This window comes from Frankia casuarinae (assembly GCF_000013345.1).
In the GTDB taxonomy this organism is placed as follows: Bacteria; Actinomycetota; Actinomycetes; order Frankiales; family Frankiaceae; genus Frankia; species Frankia casuarinae.
Genome location: NC_007777.1, coordinates 5,298,611 through 5,317,207, shown reverse-complemented (window position 1 = coordinate 5,317,207; position 18,597 = coordinate 5,298,611). Strand labels below are relative to the sequence as shown.

The 18,597-nt window shown below is 70.7% G+C and carries 15 protein-coding genes; 7 read left to right on the top strand and 8 right to left on the bottom strand.

Annotation, left to right across the window (positions count from 1 at the left end; translation table 11 throughout):
- Nucleotides 1-273: 273 nt before the first annotated feature.
- Together FRANCCI3_RS25460 and FRANCCI3_RS22500 are read left to right on the top strand one after the other, a co-directional pair.
- Nucleotides 274-1,764 carry a hypothetical protein gene (locus FRANCCI3_RS25460; RefSeq protein WP_023840017.1) on the top strand — a complete coding sequence of 497 codons (1,491 nt, stop codon included), beginning with the start codon at nt 274-276 and terminating at the stop codon, nt 1,762-1,764.
- A 142-nt stretch (nt 1,765-1,906) separates the two neighbouring features.
- Complete coding sequence (locus FRANCCI3_RS22500) at nt 1,907-3,658, top strand: FAD-dependent oxidoreductase (protein ID WP_011438800.1); 1,752 nt, start codon at nt 1,907-1,909, stop codon at nt 3,656-3,658.
- 106 nt (nt 3,659-3,764) lie between these two features.
- Here FRANCCI3_RS22500 and FRANCCI3_RS22495 read toward each other — a convergent pair whose 3' ends face one another.
- Nucleotides 3,765-4,559, bottom strand: a complete 795-nt coding sequence (locus tag FRANCCI3_RS22495; RefSeq protein ID WP_011438799.1) for a hypothetical protein — start codon at nt 4,557-4,559, stop codon at nt 3,765-3,767.
- Nucleotides 4,560-4,868: 309 nt separating this feature from the next.
- Here FRANCCI3_RS22495 and FRANCCI3_RS22490 point away from each other — a divergent pair, with 309 nt between their 5' ends.
- The 4 genes from FRANCCI3_RS22490 to FRANCCI3_RS22475 all read left to right on the top strand — a co-directional run bounded on the left by FRANCCI3_RS22490 (nt 4,869) and on the right by FRANCCI3_RS22475 (nt 9,151).
- Nucleotides 4,869-5,396 (top strand): peptidylprolyl isomerase, encoded by a 528-nt coding sequence (locus tag FRANCCI3_RS22490; RefSeq protein ID WP_011438798.1) that lies wholly within the window; start codon nt 4,869-4,871, stop codon nt 5,394-5,396.
- A gap of 156 nt (nt 5,397-5,552) precedes the next feature.
- Nucleotides 5,553-6,632 carry a rhomboid family intramembrane serine protease gene (locus FRANCCI3_RS22485; RefSeq protein WP_235186869.1) on the top strand — a complete coding sequence of 360 codons (1,080 nt, stop codon included), beginning with the start codon at nt 5,553-5,555 and terminating at the stop codon, nt 6,630-6,632.
- Between the two features lie 173 nt (nt 6,633-6,805).
- Nucleotides 6,806-8,713 carry a glycoside hydrolase family 15 protein gene (locus FRANCCI3_RS22480; RefSeq protein ID WP_011438796.1) on the top strand — a complete coding sequence of 636 codons (1,908 nt, stop codon included), beginning with the start codon at nt 6,806-6,808 and terminating at the stop codon, nt 8,711-8,713.
- Nucleotides 8,714-8,791: 78 nt separating this feature from the next.
- Nucleotides 8,792-9,151, top strand: a complete 360-nt coding sequence (locus FRANCCI3_RS22475; protein ID WP_023840019.1) for a hypothetical protein — start codon at nt 8,792-8,794, stop codon at nt 9,149-9,151.
- A 36-nt stretch (nt 9,152-9,187) separates the two neighbouring features.
- Here the strand turns inward: FRANCCI3_RS22475 and FRANCCI3_RS22470 are convergent, their stop codons facing one another.
- Both FRANCCI3_RS22470 and FRANCCI3_RS22465 read right to left on the bottom strand, forming a co-directional pair.
- Nucleotides 9,188-9,616 (bottom strand): RidA family protein, encoded by a 429-nt coding sequence (locus FRANCCI3_RS22470; RefSeq protein WP_011438794.1) that lies wholly within the window; start codon nt 9,614-9,616, stop codon nt 9,188-9,190.
- A 135-nt stretch (nt 9,617-9,751) separates the two neighbouring features.
- On the bottom strand, nt 9,752-10,015 hold the full coding sequence (locus tag FRANCCI3_RS22465; RefSeq protein WP_011438793.1) for a cell division protein CrgA: 264 nt from the start codon (nt 10,013-10,015) through the stop codon (nt 9,752-9,754).
- Nucleotides 10,016-10,353: 338 nt separating this feature from the next.
- Between FRANCCI3_RS22465 and FRANCCI3_RS22460 the strand changes: the two genes are divergently transcribed.
- Nucleotides 10,354-11,208 carry a DUF881 domain-containing protein gene (locus FRANCCI3_RS22460; protein ID WP_235462856.1) on the top strand — a complete coding sequence of 285 codons (855 nt, stop codon included), beginning with the start codon at nt 10,354-10,356 and terminating at the stop codon, nt 11,206-11,208.
- On the opposite strand, the gene FRANCCI3_RS22455 is transcribed toward FRANCCI3_RS22460, so the two are convergent.
- The 5 genes from FRANCCI3_RS22455 to FRANCCI3_RS22435 form a co-directional block, all read right to left on the bottom strand.
- The gene (locus FRANCCI3_RS22455) at nt 11,205-11,855 is read right to left on the bottom strand and encodes an aminodeoxychorismate/anthranilate synthase component II (protein WP_011438791.1); all 651 of its coding nucleotides are present in this window, start codon (nt 11,853-11,855) and stop codon (nt 11,205-11,207) included. The genes FRANCCI3_RS22460 and FRANCCI3_RS22455 overlap by 4 nt on opposite strands.
- 98 nt (nt 11,856-11,953) lie before the next feature.
- Nucleotides 11,954-14,029: a Stk1 family PASTA domain-containing Ser/Thr kinase gene (gene pknB / locus FRANCCI3_RS22450; protein WP_011438790.1), complete on the bottom strand. Its 2,076-nt coding sequence runs from the start codon at nt 14,027-14,029 to the stop codon at nt 11,954-11,956.
- A complete protein-coding gene (locus FRANCCI3_RS22445) occupies nt 14,026-15,654 on the bottom strand; it encodes a serine/threonine-protein kinase (protein ID WP_011438789.1) in 1,629 nt (542 codons plus the stop codon). The genes pknB and FRANCCI3_RS22445 overlap by 4 nt, the downstream gene beginning before the upstream one ends.
- A complete protein-coding gene (locus FRANCCI3_RS22440; protein ID WP_011438788.1) occupies nt 15,651-17,093 on the bottom strand; it encodes a peptidoglycan D,D-transpeptidase FtsI family protein in 1,443 nt (480 codons plus the stop codon). Before FRANCCI3_RS22440 ends, FRANCCI3_RS22445 begins: the two co-directional genes overlap by 4 nt.
- Nucleotides 17,090-18,586: an FtsW/RodA/SpoVE family cell cycle protein gene (locus tag FRANCCI3_RS22435; protein WP_011438787.1), complete on the bottom strand. Its 1,497-nt coding sequence runs from the start codon at nt 18,584-18,586 to the stop codon at nt 17,090-17,092. The genes FRANCCI3_RS22440 and FRANCCI3_RS22435 overlap by 4 nt, the downstream gene beginning before the upstream one ends.
- Nucleotides 18,587-18,597 lie beyond the last annotated feature (11 nt).

The window sequence follows — 18,597 nt, the reverse complement described above, 5'->3', positions numbered from 1 at the left end:
TTGCTTTGCGTCAGTCGCGCGATGTTTGATGCGTCTGTCGCACCACGAGTCCCCAACGAGGGTGATGAAGTCATGTCCTCTTCATGTGAATGTGGTGGCCCTCCCCAGGAGCCTCCCCTCCAGGCACGGAGTACCGTGCCTGGACAGACGTTGACCGGTCCCCGACCCACCGAACCCGTTCAGGTCGGCATGATCCCCGGGCAACCCGCCCCGGTCCGCTCGGGCGGGCGCAGTCCGTCAGCTTCGAGTGACCCCGCCGAGGAAGGGAGGCATGTGGCGTCGGCCGTGACCCAGCTTGCCCTCCCCGGTGCTCTGGTTCTGGTCCGTGCGCAGGAGCCGGGCACGCTGGTGTCCGATCGCGGGGGATGGCAGCGGGCGGTGCTGCGGGCGGCCCTGCCGTCGGCGGCGAAGCTGGTCGCGTTGACGCTGGCGAGCCACGTCGCCGAGGTTCCGCCGGCGGCGCCCGCCGGTGCCGCGGTGAGCGCCCCCGGCCTGGTCACCCTGGTCGCGGAGACCGGTTACAGCCGGACCCACGTGCAGCGCCAGATCACCAGGCTGCGCAACCAGGGCTGGTTGGCGACGGTGGCCCGGCCTGCGGCTGGCAGGACGACGCGGTTAGCCCTGAGCATCCCCGAGGCCGCCGTACGGGCAGGCGAGGTCCGCCTGGTCGAGGCCGACGTCGCATCCTCGCCGGCGGCTCCGGCGTCCGCGGCTCCGGCGTCCGCGGCTCCGGCGTCCGCGGAGGCCGGCTCGGCAACCGCCGCCTCGGCCGCGCCCGCTCGTCGGCGCCGCGGCGGTCGCCGTGGCCGGATCGGCCTGCGGACGGCGTCTGCGGTCGGCCGTCGTCCCCGGGCGATGGCGTCCGTGGCGGGCGATGGCTCGCCTGGTGCCGCCAGCCCGGCGGTCAACCTCGCCCCCTCGAGGGGCGCCGACCGCCCGGACAGCGCCGGTTCGGATGATCCGGACACCGCCGGTTCGGATGATCCGGACACCGCCCGTTCGGATGATCCGGACACCGCCCGTTCAGACCAGCCGGAGCCGGGTGACGCCCGAGCGGACGGCGACCCCCAACCGGCTCCGGCCGTGGGCACCGTCGATCCCGCCACCCGCGGGGCCGTGACGGACGAGCCACACGTCCTGACGGACGAGACCGCTGGGGCAGCGGACGCGTCGACTCCCGAACCGGAGCGGGGCGCCCCGACAGTCCCGTTGCCCCCTCCGCCGCCCGAGCCGATGACCCTGGCCGCCAGCCAGGTGATCACGGTCCTCGCGAACGCGATGCGGCGCCCGACGTCCGACTACCTGGCTATCTACCAGAAACTGCGGGTGATCCTGGAGGAGGACAGCTGGGAACCGGTTGAACTGGCCCTGCATCTAGTGCACATCATCACGACCGGTGTCCTGGTCGGGGATGGCGACGAGATCGACAATCTGTCCTGGCGACTCGATCGCCTGCCCAGGGCGTCCGCCGACTGCAACTGCCGCGCCTGCCTGGAGAACCGGGGGATCAGGACCGGACCGACGCCGGGTTCCACCGTCCCGAACCAGGGGCGCGGGCGCTACACCCGCACCGCGAAGGAGAGGGGACCCGCGCCCGGACGCCCAGGATGGGAGGCCTACGGGTCCCGAGCCGCCCGCCCGGAATCCGAGGCGCCGCCCGTGTCGATCCCGCGGCCACCGCTGGAGGCTATCGAGGAGGCCGCTCGCGCGGGACGTGCGCATGCCCAGATGGCGAGCCAGTCGGCGGCTGACGGCGCGGCCTGAGCCGGTCGACCTGTGGTCCGGGTCGCTCGCCGCGGCGAGCGGCGGCGTGCCGCGGATGGTGACGGTCAGTGGCGGATGGTGTTGCATAGTCCCAGCGACAGCCCATCATGGGAAGTCATGGTGACTTCGGTGGACGACACCCGTGGCTGATTCCGGGTCGGACGGCGGCTATGACGCCGACGTGATCGTGATCGGGAGCGGGTTCGGCGGCAGCGTCAGCGCGCTACGGCTCGCGGAGAAGGGCCATCGTGTCCTCGTGCTGGAGGCCGGTCGCCGGTTCACCCCGGACACGCTGCCGAAGAACAGCTGGCACGTTCGCCGGTATCTGTGGATGCCGCGGTTGGGCTGCCACGGTATCCAGAAGATCACCTGGTTGGGTCGGGTCGTGGTGCTGTCCGGAACGGCGGTCGGTGGCGGCTCGGTCGTCTACGCGAACACGCTGTACCGCCCGCTCGACGCCTTCTATACCGACCCGCAGTGGCGGGACATCACCGACTGGCGCCGTGAGCTGGAGCCGTTCTTCGACCAGGCCGAACGCATGCTCGGGGTGAATCCCAACCCGACGACGACGTACTCCGACGAGGTGTTCCGCACGGTCGCCGAGGAGATGCGGGTCGGGTCCACCTTCGCGGCGGCGCCGGTCGGTGTCTTCTTCGGCCGCGACGGCAGCCGGGAACCCGGCGTGCGTGTCCCTGACCCGTACTTCGGCGGCGCCGGCCCGGCTCGGACGGGATGCGTAGAGTGCGGGGAGTGCATGAGCGGCTGCCGTCGAGGGGCCAAGAACACCCTCGACTGTAACTACCTGTACCTGGCCGAGCGGGCCGGTGTGCGGGTAGTCCCGGACACCACGGTCACGGCTGTCCGGCCACGCTCGACCGGCGGGTATGAGCTCGACATGGTCCGGACGGGGGGTCTCGTCCGGCGTCGGCGACGTACCCTCACCGCGGAGCAGGTCGTGTTCGCCGCCGGCACCCTGGGCACCCAGCGGCTGCTGCTGGCGATGAAACAGAGCGGTGACCTGCCGGCGTTGTCCGACCGGCTCGGTCATCTCACCCGGACGAACTCCGAGGCGATCCTGGGCGCATCCAGGCTGCGCCCCGATCAGCGGATCGCCCGGGGAGTCGCGATCACCTCGTCCTTCCACCCCGACGAGCACACCCACATCGAACCCGTGCGCTACGGCCGGGGGAGCAACCTGATGGCACTGATCAGCGCGTCGATGACCGACGGCGGCGGGCGGGTGCCGCGCTGGCTGAAATACCTGCGTCAGGTCGTGCTCCACCCACATCAGGCGCTGGCGTCGTCACTGCCCTGGCGATGGTCCGAGCGGACCATCATTGCGCTGGTCATGCAGTCGTGGGACAACTCGTTGATCGTCTCCCTGCGCCGTGGGCCGTTCGGTCTCGGCTGGCTGACGAGTCGGCAGGGACACGGTGAGCCGAACCCCTCCTGGATCCCGGAGGGCAACGATGCCGCCCGCCGGATCGCGGCCAGGATGGGCGGCTACCCCGGCGGGTCGATCGGCGAGATCGCCAACATCCCGCTGACCGCGCACATCCTCGGCGGGGCCCCCATCGGCACGGATCCCACCACCGGAGTGATCGATCCCTACCACCGGGTCTTCGGATACGAGGGGCTGCACGTCGTCGACGGCGCCGCGGTCTCGGCGAACCTCGGCGCGAACCCGTCGTTGACCATCACTGCGCAGGCCGAACGGGCGATGTCCTTCTGGCCGAACAAGGGGGAACCCGACCCGCGCCCACCTCTCGGGGCGGCCTACCGGCCGGTTGCGCCGAGAGCACCGGCGCACCCCGCCGTCCCAGCCGGCGCTCCCGGGACCTACCGCGTGGTCGGCCCGGTCGGCCCGGTCGGACCGGTCGCGGGGACGAGGTGACCGGTTGCCGGATGCTGGCCACGAGCTGCCGGGATGCGGGTGCGTCCGGCAGCCACGCTTTGCCCGGCACGTCGATCGCCGGCACGTCGATCGCCGGCACGTGATCTCAGCGCCGCCGGCTGGGCGCACCGCGCGACGGGTCGACGCCGGGCAACTCCTCGAAGTCAGGGGTCGCCGAGGCGGACAGGCCTTCGTCGAAGGCGCCCCGGGTATCAGTGCCGGCGGGGGATGCGGTGGTGCCGGCGGGGGATGCGGTGGCGGTGGTGTCAAGCGGCACGGGTTCGGCGGTGGTGGCCGGGCTTTCCTCCGCCTGGGCCAGGTACCGCCGCACCGCGGCGGTCCCCGCCGCACCCGCGCCGACGAGGGCGAGCGTGAGGAACTCCCGCCGCCGACGGCGGTGCACCCTCGCGAGCTTGGACTCGGCCTTCGCCAGCCGCTTTTCCAGGATCTCCTGGGCTTTGTCGGCCTGCAGGCGCGCCTTGGCCTCGCGCTGCACCGCGCGCCGGGAGCGATGCTTCTCCGCCCGCAGTTCGGCGGCGGCCCGGGCGCGTTCGGCGGCGAGCTCGGCATGCGCCCGGGCCTTCTCGATCCGCCTGGCGGTCCGACCGGACACGGCGGTGGCTTTGCCGACGGCCCGGCCCGCGGCCTTCCCGGCCGCCTTCTGGGCCGACGCACCGGTCTTGGTGGCCGTGCTGGAGGCGTCGGAGATCCGGTGCGCCACGCTGGCGCCCACATCCCTGGTGGCCGACGCGGCCGAGCCGGCCGTACCCCCGGCCTTGCTCGCCGCCTTGTGAGCGACCGTGCCGGCGCGGTCGGCGGCGCTCTTCGCGGTGTCGGACAGCCCGCTAACCGGCACCGTGTCGGCGACATGTGACAGTCTGTCCTTCAATATCGTACTCATGGTGCCCTCTCGTTGAGCCGATGGTCGAGGCGTCCGACCATCGAACTGGTGGTGTGCCCAGGTATCGGTGTGGTCAAGATCTGTGAAGTGTGCCGTACCCCGTCGGCGGGCTTCTCCAACGCGTTAACCCTCCGTAGCGTGTCACTAATACTTGGGTGACATGTCTGGGCTGTGCCCTTGGGAAGGTGTACCCGGTGCGAACCTCGGTGATGGAATTCCCCCGCGGCGCCCGGCGCATACGATCGAGACCCATCCGGACGCCGGCTGACCAGACACCCGCAGAGATCGATCTGAAGAGAAGAGAGGCTCATGGCCGAGGAGCTGTACGCGACGCTGCGGACGACTCAGGGGGACATCGAGATCCGCTTGTTCCCCGACCACGCTCCCAAGACGGTGCGGAACTTCGTCGGCCTCGCGACCGGCACGCAGGAGTGGACGGACCCGGAGACCGGTGCCAAGAAGACCGGCACGCCGCTGTACAGCGGAACGATCTTTCATCGGGTCATTCCGAACTTCATGATCCAGGGCGGTGACCCGCTGGGCTCCGGTCGAGGTGGTCCGGGCTACCGGTTCGCCGACGAGTTCCATCCGGACCTGACCTTCAACCGGCCGTACCTGCTCGCGATGGCGAACGCCGGACCGGGGACCAACGGCTCGCAGTTCTTCGTCACGGTCGCGCCCACCGACTGGCTCAACCGCAAGCACACCATCTTCGGTGAGGTCACGCGGGGAACCGACGTGGTGGATGCGATCGCCAAGGCGCCGACCGGGGCGCAGGACCGGCCGAAGTCCGACATCGTCATCCAGGAGATCGTGATCGACCGCCGGTCCGCCTGACCGGCCGGTCACCGCCTCGAACCCGGGAGTACGGCGCATGAGAGCTCCAGCCGCGCGGCGTGCGCGGTCGTCGGCCGCCGCGTGCGTACGGGCGGCCGGACGTGTTCACGTCAGCCGTACCCCTCCGGCGGCGACGCTGGCCTCCGGGGCGGCGCGGTGACGGCGAACCCGCCCGTCGAACCGCCCACGGATGACCAGCCGGGCGGCCCGGAGCAGCGCCCGGCCGGATCGGGGCACCCGGTGGCCGAGCCGGGGTGGCGACCCACGGTCGGCCCGGCGCCCGGCTGGTCGGGGTGGACTCCACCTTCCGGTTCCGGCGGTCCCCCGCCGCCCACCGGCGGTCTTCCCGCGGGCGGTTTTCCCGCGGGTGGTCCTCCCGCCGGCCGGCCGCAGCCACCCGGCGCCGCGATGATCCCGCACTGCTACCGTCATCCGGACCGGGAGACCTACGTCTCCTGCCAGCGCTGCGGCCGGCCGATCTGCCCCGACTGCATGCGCCCGGCGGCGGTCGGCTTCCACTGCCCGGAGGAGGGCGACCGCTCCACGCCGCAGCGCCGAACGCGGACCACACTCGGCGGCCCGGCTCAGGTCGCCCGGCAGGGGCTGGTCACCCAGATCCTCATCGGCCTGTGCGTCGCCGCCTACATCCTGCAGGGCGCGCCCGGGCTGACCGGCCGCGGCACCTTCAACCGCTTCACCGGCGACTTCGCCATGATCGGAATCCGGATCGCGGCGGACGACCAGTACTATCGGCTGCTGACCGCGGCCTTCCTGCACGCCGGCGTGCTCCACATCCTGTTCAATATGTACGCGCTGTATCTGCTCGGGTTTCAGCTCGAGGCGATCCTCGGGCGGGCTCGGTACCTCGCGCTGTTCGTGGCGGGGGCGCTCGGTGGGAACACCCTGAGTTACGTGCTCGGTGACGGGTTCACCGTGTCGGTCGGCGCGTCCACCGCGATCTTCGCGTTCTTTGCCGCCTACTACATCATCGCCCGCCGCCTGCGGGTGGACTCCCGGCAGATCCTCATCGTGCTCGGGATCAACCTCGCCATCACCTTCTCGTTCAGCAACATCGACAAATGGGGGCATCTCGGTGGGCTGGCTGTCGGTGCCATCATCGGTCTGATCTACGCCTACGTCCCGCCCCGCCGGGTGCTGCTCCAGGCGGGCGGGGTCGCCGCCGTGCTCGCGTTGCTGTTCGCCGCCGCGATCATCAAGTCGTCGACACTGGTGTAGCCCGGCAGTTGTAGCCCGACAGCCCTGGTCGCGGGGGTGAGGACGGCCGCGACGCTTGCACGCCGCCGAGTAGCGGCTACCATTCGCTTTCTTGTCAATACTCATAGTAGCGATCTACGTGTGGTGGCGATAGCGTGATGGATGCCGTGGCACGGCGCGGGCAGGGGGATCAGATGGCACATTCACCGGTGCGGCGCAGCGGGGGCAGTCCCTTCCCGCCGATCGCCGAGTACGGATTCCTGTCCGACTGTGAGACGTCCTGTCTCGTTGCCCCCAGCGGCAACGTCGAGTGGATGTGTGTGCCCCGGCCCGATGCCCCGAGTGTCTTCGGGTCGGTGCTGGACCGGTCGGCCGGGGGCTTCCGTTTCGGTCCCGAGCGTACGCAGATCCCGGCCGGCCGGCGCTACCTCCCCGGGACGAACATTCTCGAGACCACCTGGCAGACGCCGAACGGCTGGCTCATCGTCACCGATTGCCTGGTGGTCGGGCGCTGGCATCGCACCCACAAGCGTTCGAACACGCACCGTCGGACGCCGAGCGACTGGGACGCCGACCACGTGCTGCTCCGGCTGGCTCGCTGTGAGCACGGCTCGGTGGATCTCAGCCTGGTGTGCGAGCCGAACTTCGACTACGGCCGTGAGCCCGAGTCCTGGCAGTACGAGGGAGAGGATTACTCCTCCGGCGTGATCAGCCATGCGGGCACCAACGTCACGCTGCGGCTGCGTACCGACCTGCGGCTCGGTTTCGACGGCCGGCGGGCACTGGCTCGCACCACGCTGCGGGAGGGGGACACCGCGTTCGTCGCGCTCACCTGGCGCCCGGAGGAGCCCCTGCTTCCGGACACCTACCTGCAGGCGTGCGTCGCCGTCGACCGGACAACGGAGTTCTGGCGCCAGTGGCTGTCGCGGGGAATGTTTCCCGACCATCCCTGGCGGCGCCATCTGCAGCGCAGCGCCCTCGCGCTGAAAGGACTGACCTACGCGCCGACCGGTGCTCTGCTCGCCGCCTCGACCACCTCGTTGCCGGAGACCCCGCGCGGCGAACGGAACTGGGACTACCGATACAGCTGGATCCGCGATTCCACCTTCGCGCTGTGGGGCCTGTACACCCTCGGGCTGGACTACGAGGCCAACGATTTCTTCTCGTTCATCGCCGACGTCGCCGAGAACGATGACGACGACATCCAGGTGATGTACCGGGTGAGCGGCGAGCCGAAGATCGACGAGGAGGTCCTCGGTCACCTGTCCGGCTACGAGGGAGCCTACCCGGTACGGATCGGCAACGCAGCGGCACTGCAACGTCAACACGACGTCTGGGGTGTCGTTCTCGACTCCGTGTACCTGCACACCAAGTCCCGTGACTACCTCTCCGAACGGCTCTGGCCGGTGCTCGTGCGCCTCGTCGAGGCGGCGGCCACGCACTGGCGGGAGCCGGACCGCGGGATGTGGGAGGTGCGCGGGGCGCCGCAGCACTTCACCGTGTCCAAGATGATGTGCTGGGTTGCCCTGGACCGGGGTCGGCGGCTGGCGCAGATGCGGGGGGACGCCAAGACGGCGGCGCGCTGGCGGGCCGTGGCGGAGGAGATCCACGCCGAGGTGTGCGAGAAGGGTGTGGATCATCGCGGTGTGTTTACCCAGTACTACGGATCGAAGGCGCTCGACGCCTCACTGCTCCTGATTCCGCTGCTCGGGTTCCTGCCGGCGGCCGACGAACGCGTGAAGGCCACCGTGCTCGCGATCGCCGACGAGCTGACCGTTGACGGGCTGGTCCTGCGCTACCGCACGGAGGAGACCGACGACGGGGTCTCCGGCACCGAGGGCGCCTTCCTGATCTGCTCGTTCTGGCTGGTCTCCGCCCTGGTGGAGATCGGCGAGCTGACCCGTGCCCGGCAGCTGTGTGAACGGCTGCTGAGCCTCGCCAGCCCGCTGGATCTCTATGCCGAGGAGATCGATCCGGTCAGTGGCCGCCATCTCGGAAACTTCCCCCAGGCGTTCACCCATCTGGCCCTGATCAACGCGGTGATGTACGTGATCAGGGCCGAGGACGCCGAGGCCTACGCCCGGCCGTCCCCCTCGACCTGATCGTGCAGGCCGGTCCCGGGACAGGTGGCCACGGCGATCAGGCGAACCCGAGCGGGTCGTGGCATTAACGTGGGAGCTGTGGCCAGCCTGGAGGTTGTGGACAAGCGGGTCGAGGTCGTCCTGCGCGGGCTTGAACGGATCGGCGCGGTGCGTGGGGACGTCTCCGTGCGGCTCGACGAGGTACTCGACGTACGCCTGGCGGCGGATGCGTTCGCGGAAGTGCACGGATGGCGGGCGCCCGGGACCGGACTGCCGCGCGTCATGGCCCTCGGGACCTGGCGGTCGCGGGGCGGCAAGGAGTTTGTCGCTGTCTACCGCGGCCGGCCCGCGGTCGTGGTGGAGGTCCGCCCGGGTGGCGAGTTCCGGCGCCTGATCGTCACAACCGGCGACGCCGAACGCGCCGTGGCGCGTCTGCGCAGGGCGGTCATCGCGCGCTGACGGTCCCGGATCCGGACCCGGCGTCAGGGCCGGCCGTCAGTCGGACCCAGCCCCGGACCCAGCCCCGGACCCAGCCCCGGACCCAAGGATCGCCTCGGCTTCCACTTCGACGACCCAACGCTCGTCGAGTAGTCCCGCAACGACGACCATCGTGGCGGCTGGGCGGATCGCGGCGAACAGCTCGCCGTGGACGGCGCCGACGGCCGGAGCGTGGGCGGGATCGGTGATGAACATCCGGGTACGGGTGACGTCACCGAGATCGGTGCCCGCCTCGCGCAGTGCGGTGCGGATGATCTCGAAGCACCGCCGGGTCTGCAGCTCAGCGTCCGGTGGAACCGTGTCGTCCGGCCACACCGGCCCAGTCCCACTGACGAACACGCGTTCGCCCACGCGGAGCGCCCGGGAGAACCCGATCGTGGCTTCGTAGGGTGAGGAGCCGGAAATCTTCTGACGTTCAGGATGCAACAGGATTCCCTGGGTAATCGGTGATCAAGGTGGAGGTATCCACACTTGTGGACAACGGTTGTGGATGAATAACACGGCTGGAAGCTCTGGTGGTTGTGCCGGGCGTGGCCATCAGGCGTCTGGCGTGCGGGCCGGCTATCGCCACTGGGTCGACACGGCCAGTCCGACGACGACAAAACCAAACCCGATAAGGATGTTCCAGCCGCCCAGCCCCTCCATCCCCAGGACGCCGCCGTTGGAGAAGTAGTAGACGAGCAGGTAGGCGATCCCGAGCAGGAAGAACGCGAGGATCAGACCGCCGAACCAGGGCGGGGACGGCGGCTTCCGCCTGCGTGCCGACGCGCCCGCGGTGGTGGTCGGGGTTGGCTTCTTGGGCTTGCGGCGTCGTGACTCGGGCACTGCGGAACTCCTCGATGGCCGTGCGTGGACGAGAGCGGCGACCGTCGTCGCCGTCCTCGTCCGGCCATCGGCGGTCTCGCGCTGGGTACCAGCGTAGACAGGGCGTCCGTGGAAACGCCGTTGCGTACCGGCCGGCGGGATTCACCTCCGGTCGGGGCCCGGGCGACGCCGACGTCGCGGCCGGTGCCGGGGCGATCAGACCCATGTGGCATCGAGAGCGCCATCGGCCGCGTAGCCTGCGCGGGAGGCGATACCTCCGACGCGGCGGACGGATCGCCCGGCCGGGCTGGTTGTGGCATGGTCGCGTGCCGCCCCCGGCGATTCATCGGCATGCATGGGTGAACCGTTCAGCGGGGCACCGAGGGAGATTGGGGACGACGGTGCACGGCGGGCTACGGCCCTGGCCCTGGCCGGGGGGCCGGTCGCGGCGGGTGATCTGGGCGGTGTCGCTGTTCTGGGCCGGCGTGCTGTCCGGCGTCGTGGTGCTGGACGGCGGCCCGTTCGATCGGGCCGGCCCGCGGGACACTGCCGCTTGGGCGGCCCAGGAGCGGGCGGGAGTCGCGCAGGTTGTAGACGAGGAGGCGGGCCGGGTGGCCGACCGCCGCGCCGGGCTGGACGCCGAGTCGCGGCGGCGCGCGACCACGGCGCAGGCCGTCCCGTCGGGGGCACCGGGCTTCGCGCTCGGGACCGATGCCGCCGCCCGGTCCCTGGTCGAGTCGCTGGCCGGTCCCGCGGGGTTGGCCCCGGTGCGCGGGCCGGCGCTGACCGTCGAGCTGGACGACGCCCCGCGGGAGGGCCGGGGTGGCCCGTACGCCCCCGGCGTGCCCGCCCCGAGGCCCGACGATCTCATCGTGCACCAGCAGGATGTCCAGGCGGTCGTGAACGCGCTGTGGGCCGGCGGCGCCGAGGCGATGAGCATCATGGACCGCCGGGTGACGGCACTGACGGCGGTCCGCTGCGTCGGGAACACTCTTCTGCTGCACGGCGAGGTCTTCTCCCCGCCGTTCCGGATCACGGCGATCGGGGAGGTCGCCGCGCTGCGCTCCAGCCTGCAGGCCAATCCGCAGGTCACGATCTACCGGCAGTACGTCGACGCCTACCGGCTGGGATACCGCGTCGAGGAGGCCGCCGACAGCCGGCTACCCGGCTACGACGGGCCGATCGACCCGTCCGGCATCGCCAGGCGCGGCTAGGAGAACGCCGCCGTCCGCAGGGTCTCGACCTCGGCGGACAGCCCCGGTGCGAGCCTGCGCGCCGCGCCGCCGTCGCCGCACTGGTCCAGCCAACGGGCGAGGATCAGGTGGCCGCCCTGGGTGAGGACGGACTCCGGGTGGAACTGCACGCCCTCGAGCGGGAGGCGTCGATGGCGCAGCGACATCACCACGCCGCTTTCGGTCCGGCCGGTCACCTCGATTTCCTCGGGAAGGGTGTCCTCCTCGACGGCCAGCGAGTGGTAGCGGGTCGCGACGAACGGCGACGGCAGGTCCGTGAGAACGCCGGTCCGGTCATGGCGGACGACCGAGGTCTTGCCATGCAGCAACTCCGGGGCGCGGTCGACGGTAGCGCCGAACGCGACCGCGATCGCCTGATGGCCCAGGCACACCCCGAGCAGCGGCATGCCGCCCGACGCGCAGGCTCGCACCATGGGAATGCTCACGCCGGCCGCCTCGGGCGTACCCGGTCCCGGGGAGAGCAGGACCCCGTCGACGCCGAGCGCGGCGAGGTCGGCCGGCGTCATCTCGTCGTTGCGGCGCACGATGCATTCGGTCTCGAGCTGGCCCAGGTACTGGACAAGGTTGAAGACGAACGAATCGTAGTTGTCGATCACCAGGATGCGCATCAGATCGTGACCTCCCGCGGCATCAGGCACCCTGCCGTGGGCGGCCGCAGTCCCATACTGCCTGAGCAGCCACGACCGCCTCCGTCGGCGCGACGACCTCAGGTGCCGCCACCGCCGGAACCGCCACCGCCGGAACCGCCACCGCCGGAACCGCCACCGCCGTTGCGGCCGCCCAGCAGCCCCCCCAGGCCGCCCGGCTTCGTCGTGGCCGGTGTCCCAGGGGTGGGATTACCCGTCGGGCTCGGCGAAGTGCTGGTCGGCTCCGTGGTCGGGGTGGGCCCGGTTGGCGTCTCGGTTGGAGTCGGCGGCGCGGTGGTCTGGATCTGCTGGGCGACGGACAGCGTGATGGTCGAACCCCGAGGGACGTTGCCGCCGGACGGGCTCTGGTCCACAACCGTCCCCGGCGCCACGTTGTTGTTCGCGACGGGCTGCTGGGCCGCCCTCAGCCCGTAGCGGCCGAGTTCGGCGGCGGCATTGTCGTACGTGCGGTTGCGCACGTCGGGAACGTTGACGTTCGGGCTGACCACGTTGAGCGTGACCGTGCTGCCGCGCTTGACGGCCGAACCCGCCTGCGGATCGGTGCTGTCCACCGTGCCGACCTTCTGGCTGGTCGGGTTGCCGTAGGCCATCGGGTTCGGGACCAGCCCCAACGCCCGCAGGGCCGCCTCGGCCTCGGCCTGGGTCTTCCCGATCAGGTCGGCGGGGATCTGGACGTCGTCGGCGGCCTTGCCGATCGACAGGGTGATCACCCCCTTGGCGGCGACCTCCTTGCCCTCGGCCGGGTCGACCGCCGTGACCCGACCGGCCAGGTCCGGTGAATCGACCAGCTTCGTGACCACCTCCCCCCCGAAGCCGGCGCTCTGCAGCCGGGCGCGGGCCTGCTGCTCGTTCTGCCCGACGAGGCCGGTCGGGACGAGGATCTTCTTCGTGGAGGCGGTGTTGTCACCGGTGCTGAGGAAGGTCGTGGCGAGCAGGACGACGGCGACGAAGACGATGACGATTCCGAGACCCGCGAGGATGTACTTCCACGTCTGGGAACGCTCCTGATTGGGAACGGCCCGCCGGTCGATGGCCCCGGTCACGTCGTAGCGGTCGAACGGACCGGTGCCGAACCGGCCGTCGTCGTAGGGGACGTCGCGGTAAGTGGTCTGGTCGTCGTTGCGGTAGTCGTCGTCGCGGTAGCGGTCCCGGGTGGGATAACCCGCTCGGTCACCGCGGCTGAGGATCGCCGTGCCGGGCGCGGCCGGGCCGAGGGTGGTGGCGGCCCCGCCCGCGCCACCACCTCCCATCATGGCGTGCACGCGCCGTCCGGCCAGCGCCCGTTCCAGATCGTCGCGCATCTCACCCGCAGTGCCGTAGCGGTCGTCGGCGTCCTTCTCCATCGCCTTGAGGACGATCGCGTCGGCCTCGGGGGAGATGTCGCGATCGTGAGCGGACGGCGGCAGCGGGTCCTCCCGCACGTGCTGGTAGGCCACGGCCACCGGGTTGTCCCCGCGGAACGGCGGCGACCCGGTGAGCAGTTCGTAGAGCAGCACCCCGGTGGTGTAGACGTCGCTGCGGGCGTCAACGCGGGCTCCTCGGGCCTGCTCCGGGGACAGGTACTGAGCGGTGCCGATCACCGCCGCCGTCGCGGTCATGGTCGAGGAGGTCGCGGTGGTGGCGCGGGCGATGCCAAAGTCCATGACCTTGACCGAGCCGTCCGGGCTGAGCATCACGTTCGCCGGCTTGATGTCGCGGTGGATGATCCCCATCCGGTGGCTGTAGTCCAGGGCGGCACAGACGTCGGAGGTGATCTCCATAGCGCGGCGTTCGGTGAACCGGCCCTCGGTCTGCAGCGCGTCGCGCAGGGTCCGTCCCTCGATGAACTCCATCACGATGTAGGGGATCTGCGCCCCGTTGATGAGGTCCTCGCCCGTGTCGTACACCGAGACGATCGCGGGGTGGTTCAGCGCGGCCGAGGACTGCGCCTCTCGGCGGAACCGGGCGAGAAAGGTGGGATCACGGGCGAGGTCCGGGCGCAGCGTCTTGACGGCGACCTCACGGCCGAGCCTGATGTCACGACCGCGGAAGACCTCCGCCATGCCGCCATAGCCGATGCCCTCGCCCAGCTCGTAACGCCCGCCGATGATCTGCGGCCCAGCCCCCGGGGCATACATCTCCGTCACGTCGGTCACGAATACTCCCCTGCCGTCGCCCCTCCCGCGCCGGAAATCGCCGACCCGGCGTTACCGCTGACGATTTCATCACCGATTGCGGTTGGGTAGACCACCCTCGGTGGTGTGGTCGCGGAGTTCGATGCGGAATTGCTGCCGGAGAACAACCTGTTGGTCGCGAATGCGACGATCACCACGGTGAGGATCAGCAGAATGATCAGAAGTGGCAGTGGCAGGGCGGGACGGGAGGCCGCCTTCGGCCGGTGCCGTCGAGCGGCTCGCCCCTCCCAGCCCGGCCGCAGATCATCCGGGCTGTCCGGGCCGGACGGACCTGGGGGGCCGCCGGGGGTACGGGCCCACGGCGGCGGACCCGGGTGGTAGGCGGTGCCGGGATCGCGGGGGCCGCCACGGTCCGACGTCCCGTAGGCCGAGCCGCCGTACGCCGACTCGGGGCCACCGTACGCCGTGTCGGGGCCGCCGAAGGGCGGGCTGTGCAGGGCCGTTGCAGGTACGTCGGGTCCGCCGAGCATGGCTTCCGGGCCATCGGGAACCGCCTGGGCGTTGTCCGGCGAAGCGCCGGTGCGCCCCGGTCCACTGGTGTGACCGGACGGTGGCGGTGCGGCCACCCAGGACGGTGGCCGGGTGCGCGAGGTGGATCGGGGCGGGCGAGCGGCGGCACCGGCGGGCGGGAGGACGGCGCCCGGCCCCGGATGGCGGGCGGTCGCGTCCGGTGCGCCGGGCCAGCGCGCCGGCTCCGGGCTCCACAGACTGCGCCGGATCCCGGCCGCCGAACGCGCGAATGCCCCCGCCGAACTGGGCCTGCGCGCGGGGTCCTTGGCCATCGCCGAGTCCACCAGGGCCCGTACCTGGTAGGGGATGTCGGTCGGCAGCGGGGGCGGGGTGTCCTGCTGGTGGGCCATCACGACCACGATGGGGTTGCGGTCGTCGAAGGGGCGGCGACCGGCGAGGCACTCGTACGCGACGACGCCGAGCGAGTAGACGTCGCTCGCCGGTGTCACCGGACGCCCGGACGCCTGCTCGGGGGACACGTAGTAGGCCGTCCCCATCATGATGCCGGTGGCGGTGAGCGGCGCGGCGTCGACCGCGCGGGCGATCCCGAAGTCGGTGACCTTCACCGCGCCGTCCGGGCGCAGCAGCAGGTTGCCGGGCTTGACGTCGCGATGGACCACGCCGAGGGCGTGCGCGGCCTGCAACGCGTCGGCCGCCTGCCCGAGGATGTCCAGCGTGCGTTCCGGGGACAACCGCTTCTCCCGGTGCAGCGCGGCGGAGAGGGGCTCCCCCTCCACCAGCTCCATGACCAGGTAGGCGGTCGGGTAGTCGTCGGCGGTCGCGACCTCGCCGTAGTCATAGACCGAGGCGACGCCCGGGTGTGACAGCCGGGCGGCATGGCGGGCCTCGCCGCGGAACCGCACCAGGAACGACTCGTCGCTGGCGTACTCCGGGCGCAGCAGTTTCACCGCGACGGGGCGGCCGAGGGTCAGGTCCAGGCCACGCCAGACCTCACCCATGCCGCCGGCGGCGATCCGCCCGTTCAGGCGGTACCGGTTGTCGAGGACGGTGTTCGGCGACGCGGCGCCGGCGAAGGGCTGCGACGGGGAGATGGGATTGCCCGGGGAGTTGTTCATGGCTTGTCCAATGCGGCCTGTATGACCTGTTTCGCGACGGGGGCGGCGACGGCACCACCGGTACCCAGCTCGCCGCCGCCGTCCTCGACGATGACGGCAACCGCGATCTTCGGAGCGTCCGCCGGGGCGAACCCCACGAACCAGGCGTGCGGCAGGCTGGTGCCGTGCTCGGCGGTCCCCGTCTTCCCGGCGACGGTGACGCCGCCGATCTGCGCCCGCCGACCGGTCCCCGACGTCACCACGCTTTCCATCATGGTCGTGAGCTGGGCGGCCACCTCGCTGCTCACCGGTTCACCGAGTTTCTTCGGCTCGGTTTTGCTGATCCTCTTGAGGTCCGGGCTGCGTAGTTCGGACACGATATAGGGCTTCATCTCCGTGCCGTCGTTGGCGATCGCCGCGACCACCTCCGCCATCTGTAGGGGCGTGACCCGGACGTCGTACTGGCCGATCGCCGACTGCGCGGTCTGCGCGGCGTCGAGCTTGGCGGGGAAGACGCTACGGGCCTGCTGCAAGGGGAAGTCGGGGAAGGTCGCGTTCAGGCCGAAGGCCTCGGCCTGCCGGCGCAGGGTGTCGGCACCGAGATCGATACCGAGCTGTGCGAACGCGGTGTTGCAGGAGATGGCGAGCGCGTGAATGAGGGTGTCGGTCTCGCCGTCGCCGCAGCGTTCGCCGCCGAAGTTCGGCAGCCGCACGGTGCTCAGTGGGAGCGGTAGCTCATCGGGTGCCGCGACACGAGTGTCCGGCGTCCTGCCTTGTGACAGCGCGGCGGCGGCGGTGATGAGCTTGAAGGTCGAACCGGGCGGATAGGTCTGCTGGGCTGCCCGGTTCAGCAGCGGTTGATCTGGATTGCCCGACAGCAGCCCATAGGCATTGGCCGCGGCCTTCTCATCATGGGCCGCCAGCGCGTTCGCGTCGTAGGAAGGGTTGGTGACCATCGCCAGGATCGCGCCGGTCGACGGCTCGATGGCGACCACCGCGCCCTTGCGGTTGCCGAGCGCCTCCGCCGCCGCCTTCTGGACGGCGGGGTTGATCGTGGTGACCACGGAACCGCCGCGCCGCTCCGCGCCGGTGAACAGGCCGGTCACCCGGCTTGCGAGCAGTCGGTCGTCGTCTCCGGACAGGAAGACGTCCTCGGACCGCTCCAGGCCGGCCGCCGTGAACAGCGTGTAGTAGCCGGTAACGTTGGAGTAGAGCTGCCCGGCCGGATACTGCCGCTGGTACTTGTACTGGTCGTTCGACGGCACCGAACGTGCGATCTCCACGTCACCGGCGACGATCGCGCCCCGCTGTCGTTCCAGGCGCTCGGTGATCTGACGCCCGTTCGTCGGCTGGGACTTGAGGCTGCCCGCCTCGCCCACCTGGAGCCAGTTCGCGTTCACCAGGAGCGCGGCGAAGAGGACCATGCAGACGACGGCGACCTTGCGCACCGTGCGGTTCATGTCGTCTTCACCACCTGGGTGGGACTCTCTGCAACCGCGCCCGGGTCGAACAGGGGGGCATCCGGCACCGGTTCGGGTGCGCGGCGGGCGGCGTCGCTGACCCGCAGCAGCAACGCGATGATCGCGGCGTTGGCCACGATGGACGACCCGCCGTAGGAGACGAACGGCAGCGTGAGCCCGGTCAGCGGGATGAGCCGCATGACCCCGCCCACCTGCACGAACACCTGCAGCGCCAGGGTGAAGGACAGCCCGGCCGCCAGCAGTTTGCCGAACGGGTCCTTCGCGCCGAGGGCCGCGCGCATCCCGCGCAGCACGACCAGGGCGTACATCATCAGGATGGCCATGACGCCGGTGAGACCGAGCTCCTCACCGAGGCTCGCCATGATGAAGTCGGTGTTCGCGAACGGCACCTTCTGCGGGTGCCCCTCCCCGAGCCCCGTACCGGTGATGCCACCGGCGGCGAAGCCGTAGAGGCCCTGCACGAGCTGGTACGACGTGCTCGACGGGTTGTCACCGTCGAAGGCGTGCAGCCAGCCGTCCACCCGGACCTGGACATGGCTGAACATGCTGTGCGCGATCACGGCACCGAACAGAAACAGCACGAAGCCGACCAAGAGCCACGATACCCGCTCGGTGGCGACGTAGAGGACGACCATGAACATTCCGAAGAACAGCAGGGACGAGCCGAGGTCCTTCTGCACGATCAGGATGCCCAGGCTCGCCAGCCACGCCACCAGTACCGGCCCGAGGTCGCGGGCGCGCGGGATCCCCATCCCGAGAAAGGAGCGGGAGGCCACCGAGAGGACCTCGCGTTTGTTGACCAGATAGCCGGCGAAGAAGATCAGAAGAATGATCTTCGAGACTTCGCTCGGCTGGAAGGAGAACGGCCCGATCCGCAGCCAGAGGCGCGCGCCGTTGATGGTCGCGCCGATGCCCGGCGCGATCGGCAGCACCAGACCGACCAGACCGACCAGGCCGGCCGTGTAGGCGTACCGGGCGAGCGAGAGATGATCGCGTACCAGCGCCAGCACCAGGATGAAGACGATGACCGCCAGCAGGGTCCAGACGAGCTGCGTCTGCGCGGCACCGGGCGGAATGTGGGTTCCCGCCCGCTCGGCGGCATCCGCCTTGGCGAGGTCGAGCCGATAGATCATGACCAGGCCCAGGCCGTTGAGCGCGACGACGACCGGGAGCAGCACCGGGTCGGCGGCCGGCGCGAACCTGCGTACCGCCAGGTGGGCCAGCGCCCACAGGCAGAAGAAGCCGAGACCGATGGAGAAGATCCCGAGCGAGACCTGGCCGATGTCGGCGAAGGTCAACGCGGCGAGCGCGCTGGTCGCGAGCACGCCGGCGAAGATCATCAGGATGAGCTCCCGGCGCCGGTACGGCGGGAGGTTGGTGCCGGTGGGCAGCGGGAAACCGGCGAAGGTCGCGGTGAGGTCCGCCGACCTCGGCCTGCGTAGCGGAGGTAGGGGGATCGGCGGGCGGGTCATCGCTGGCCTGA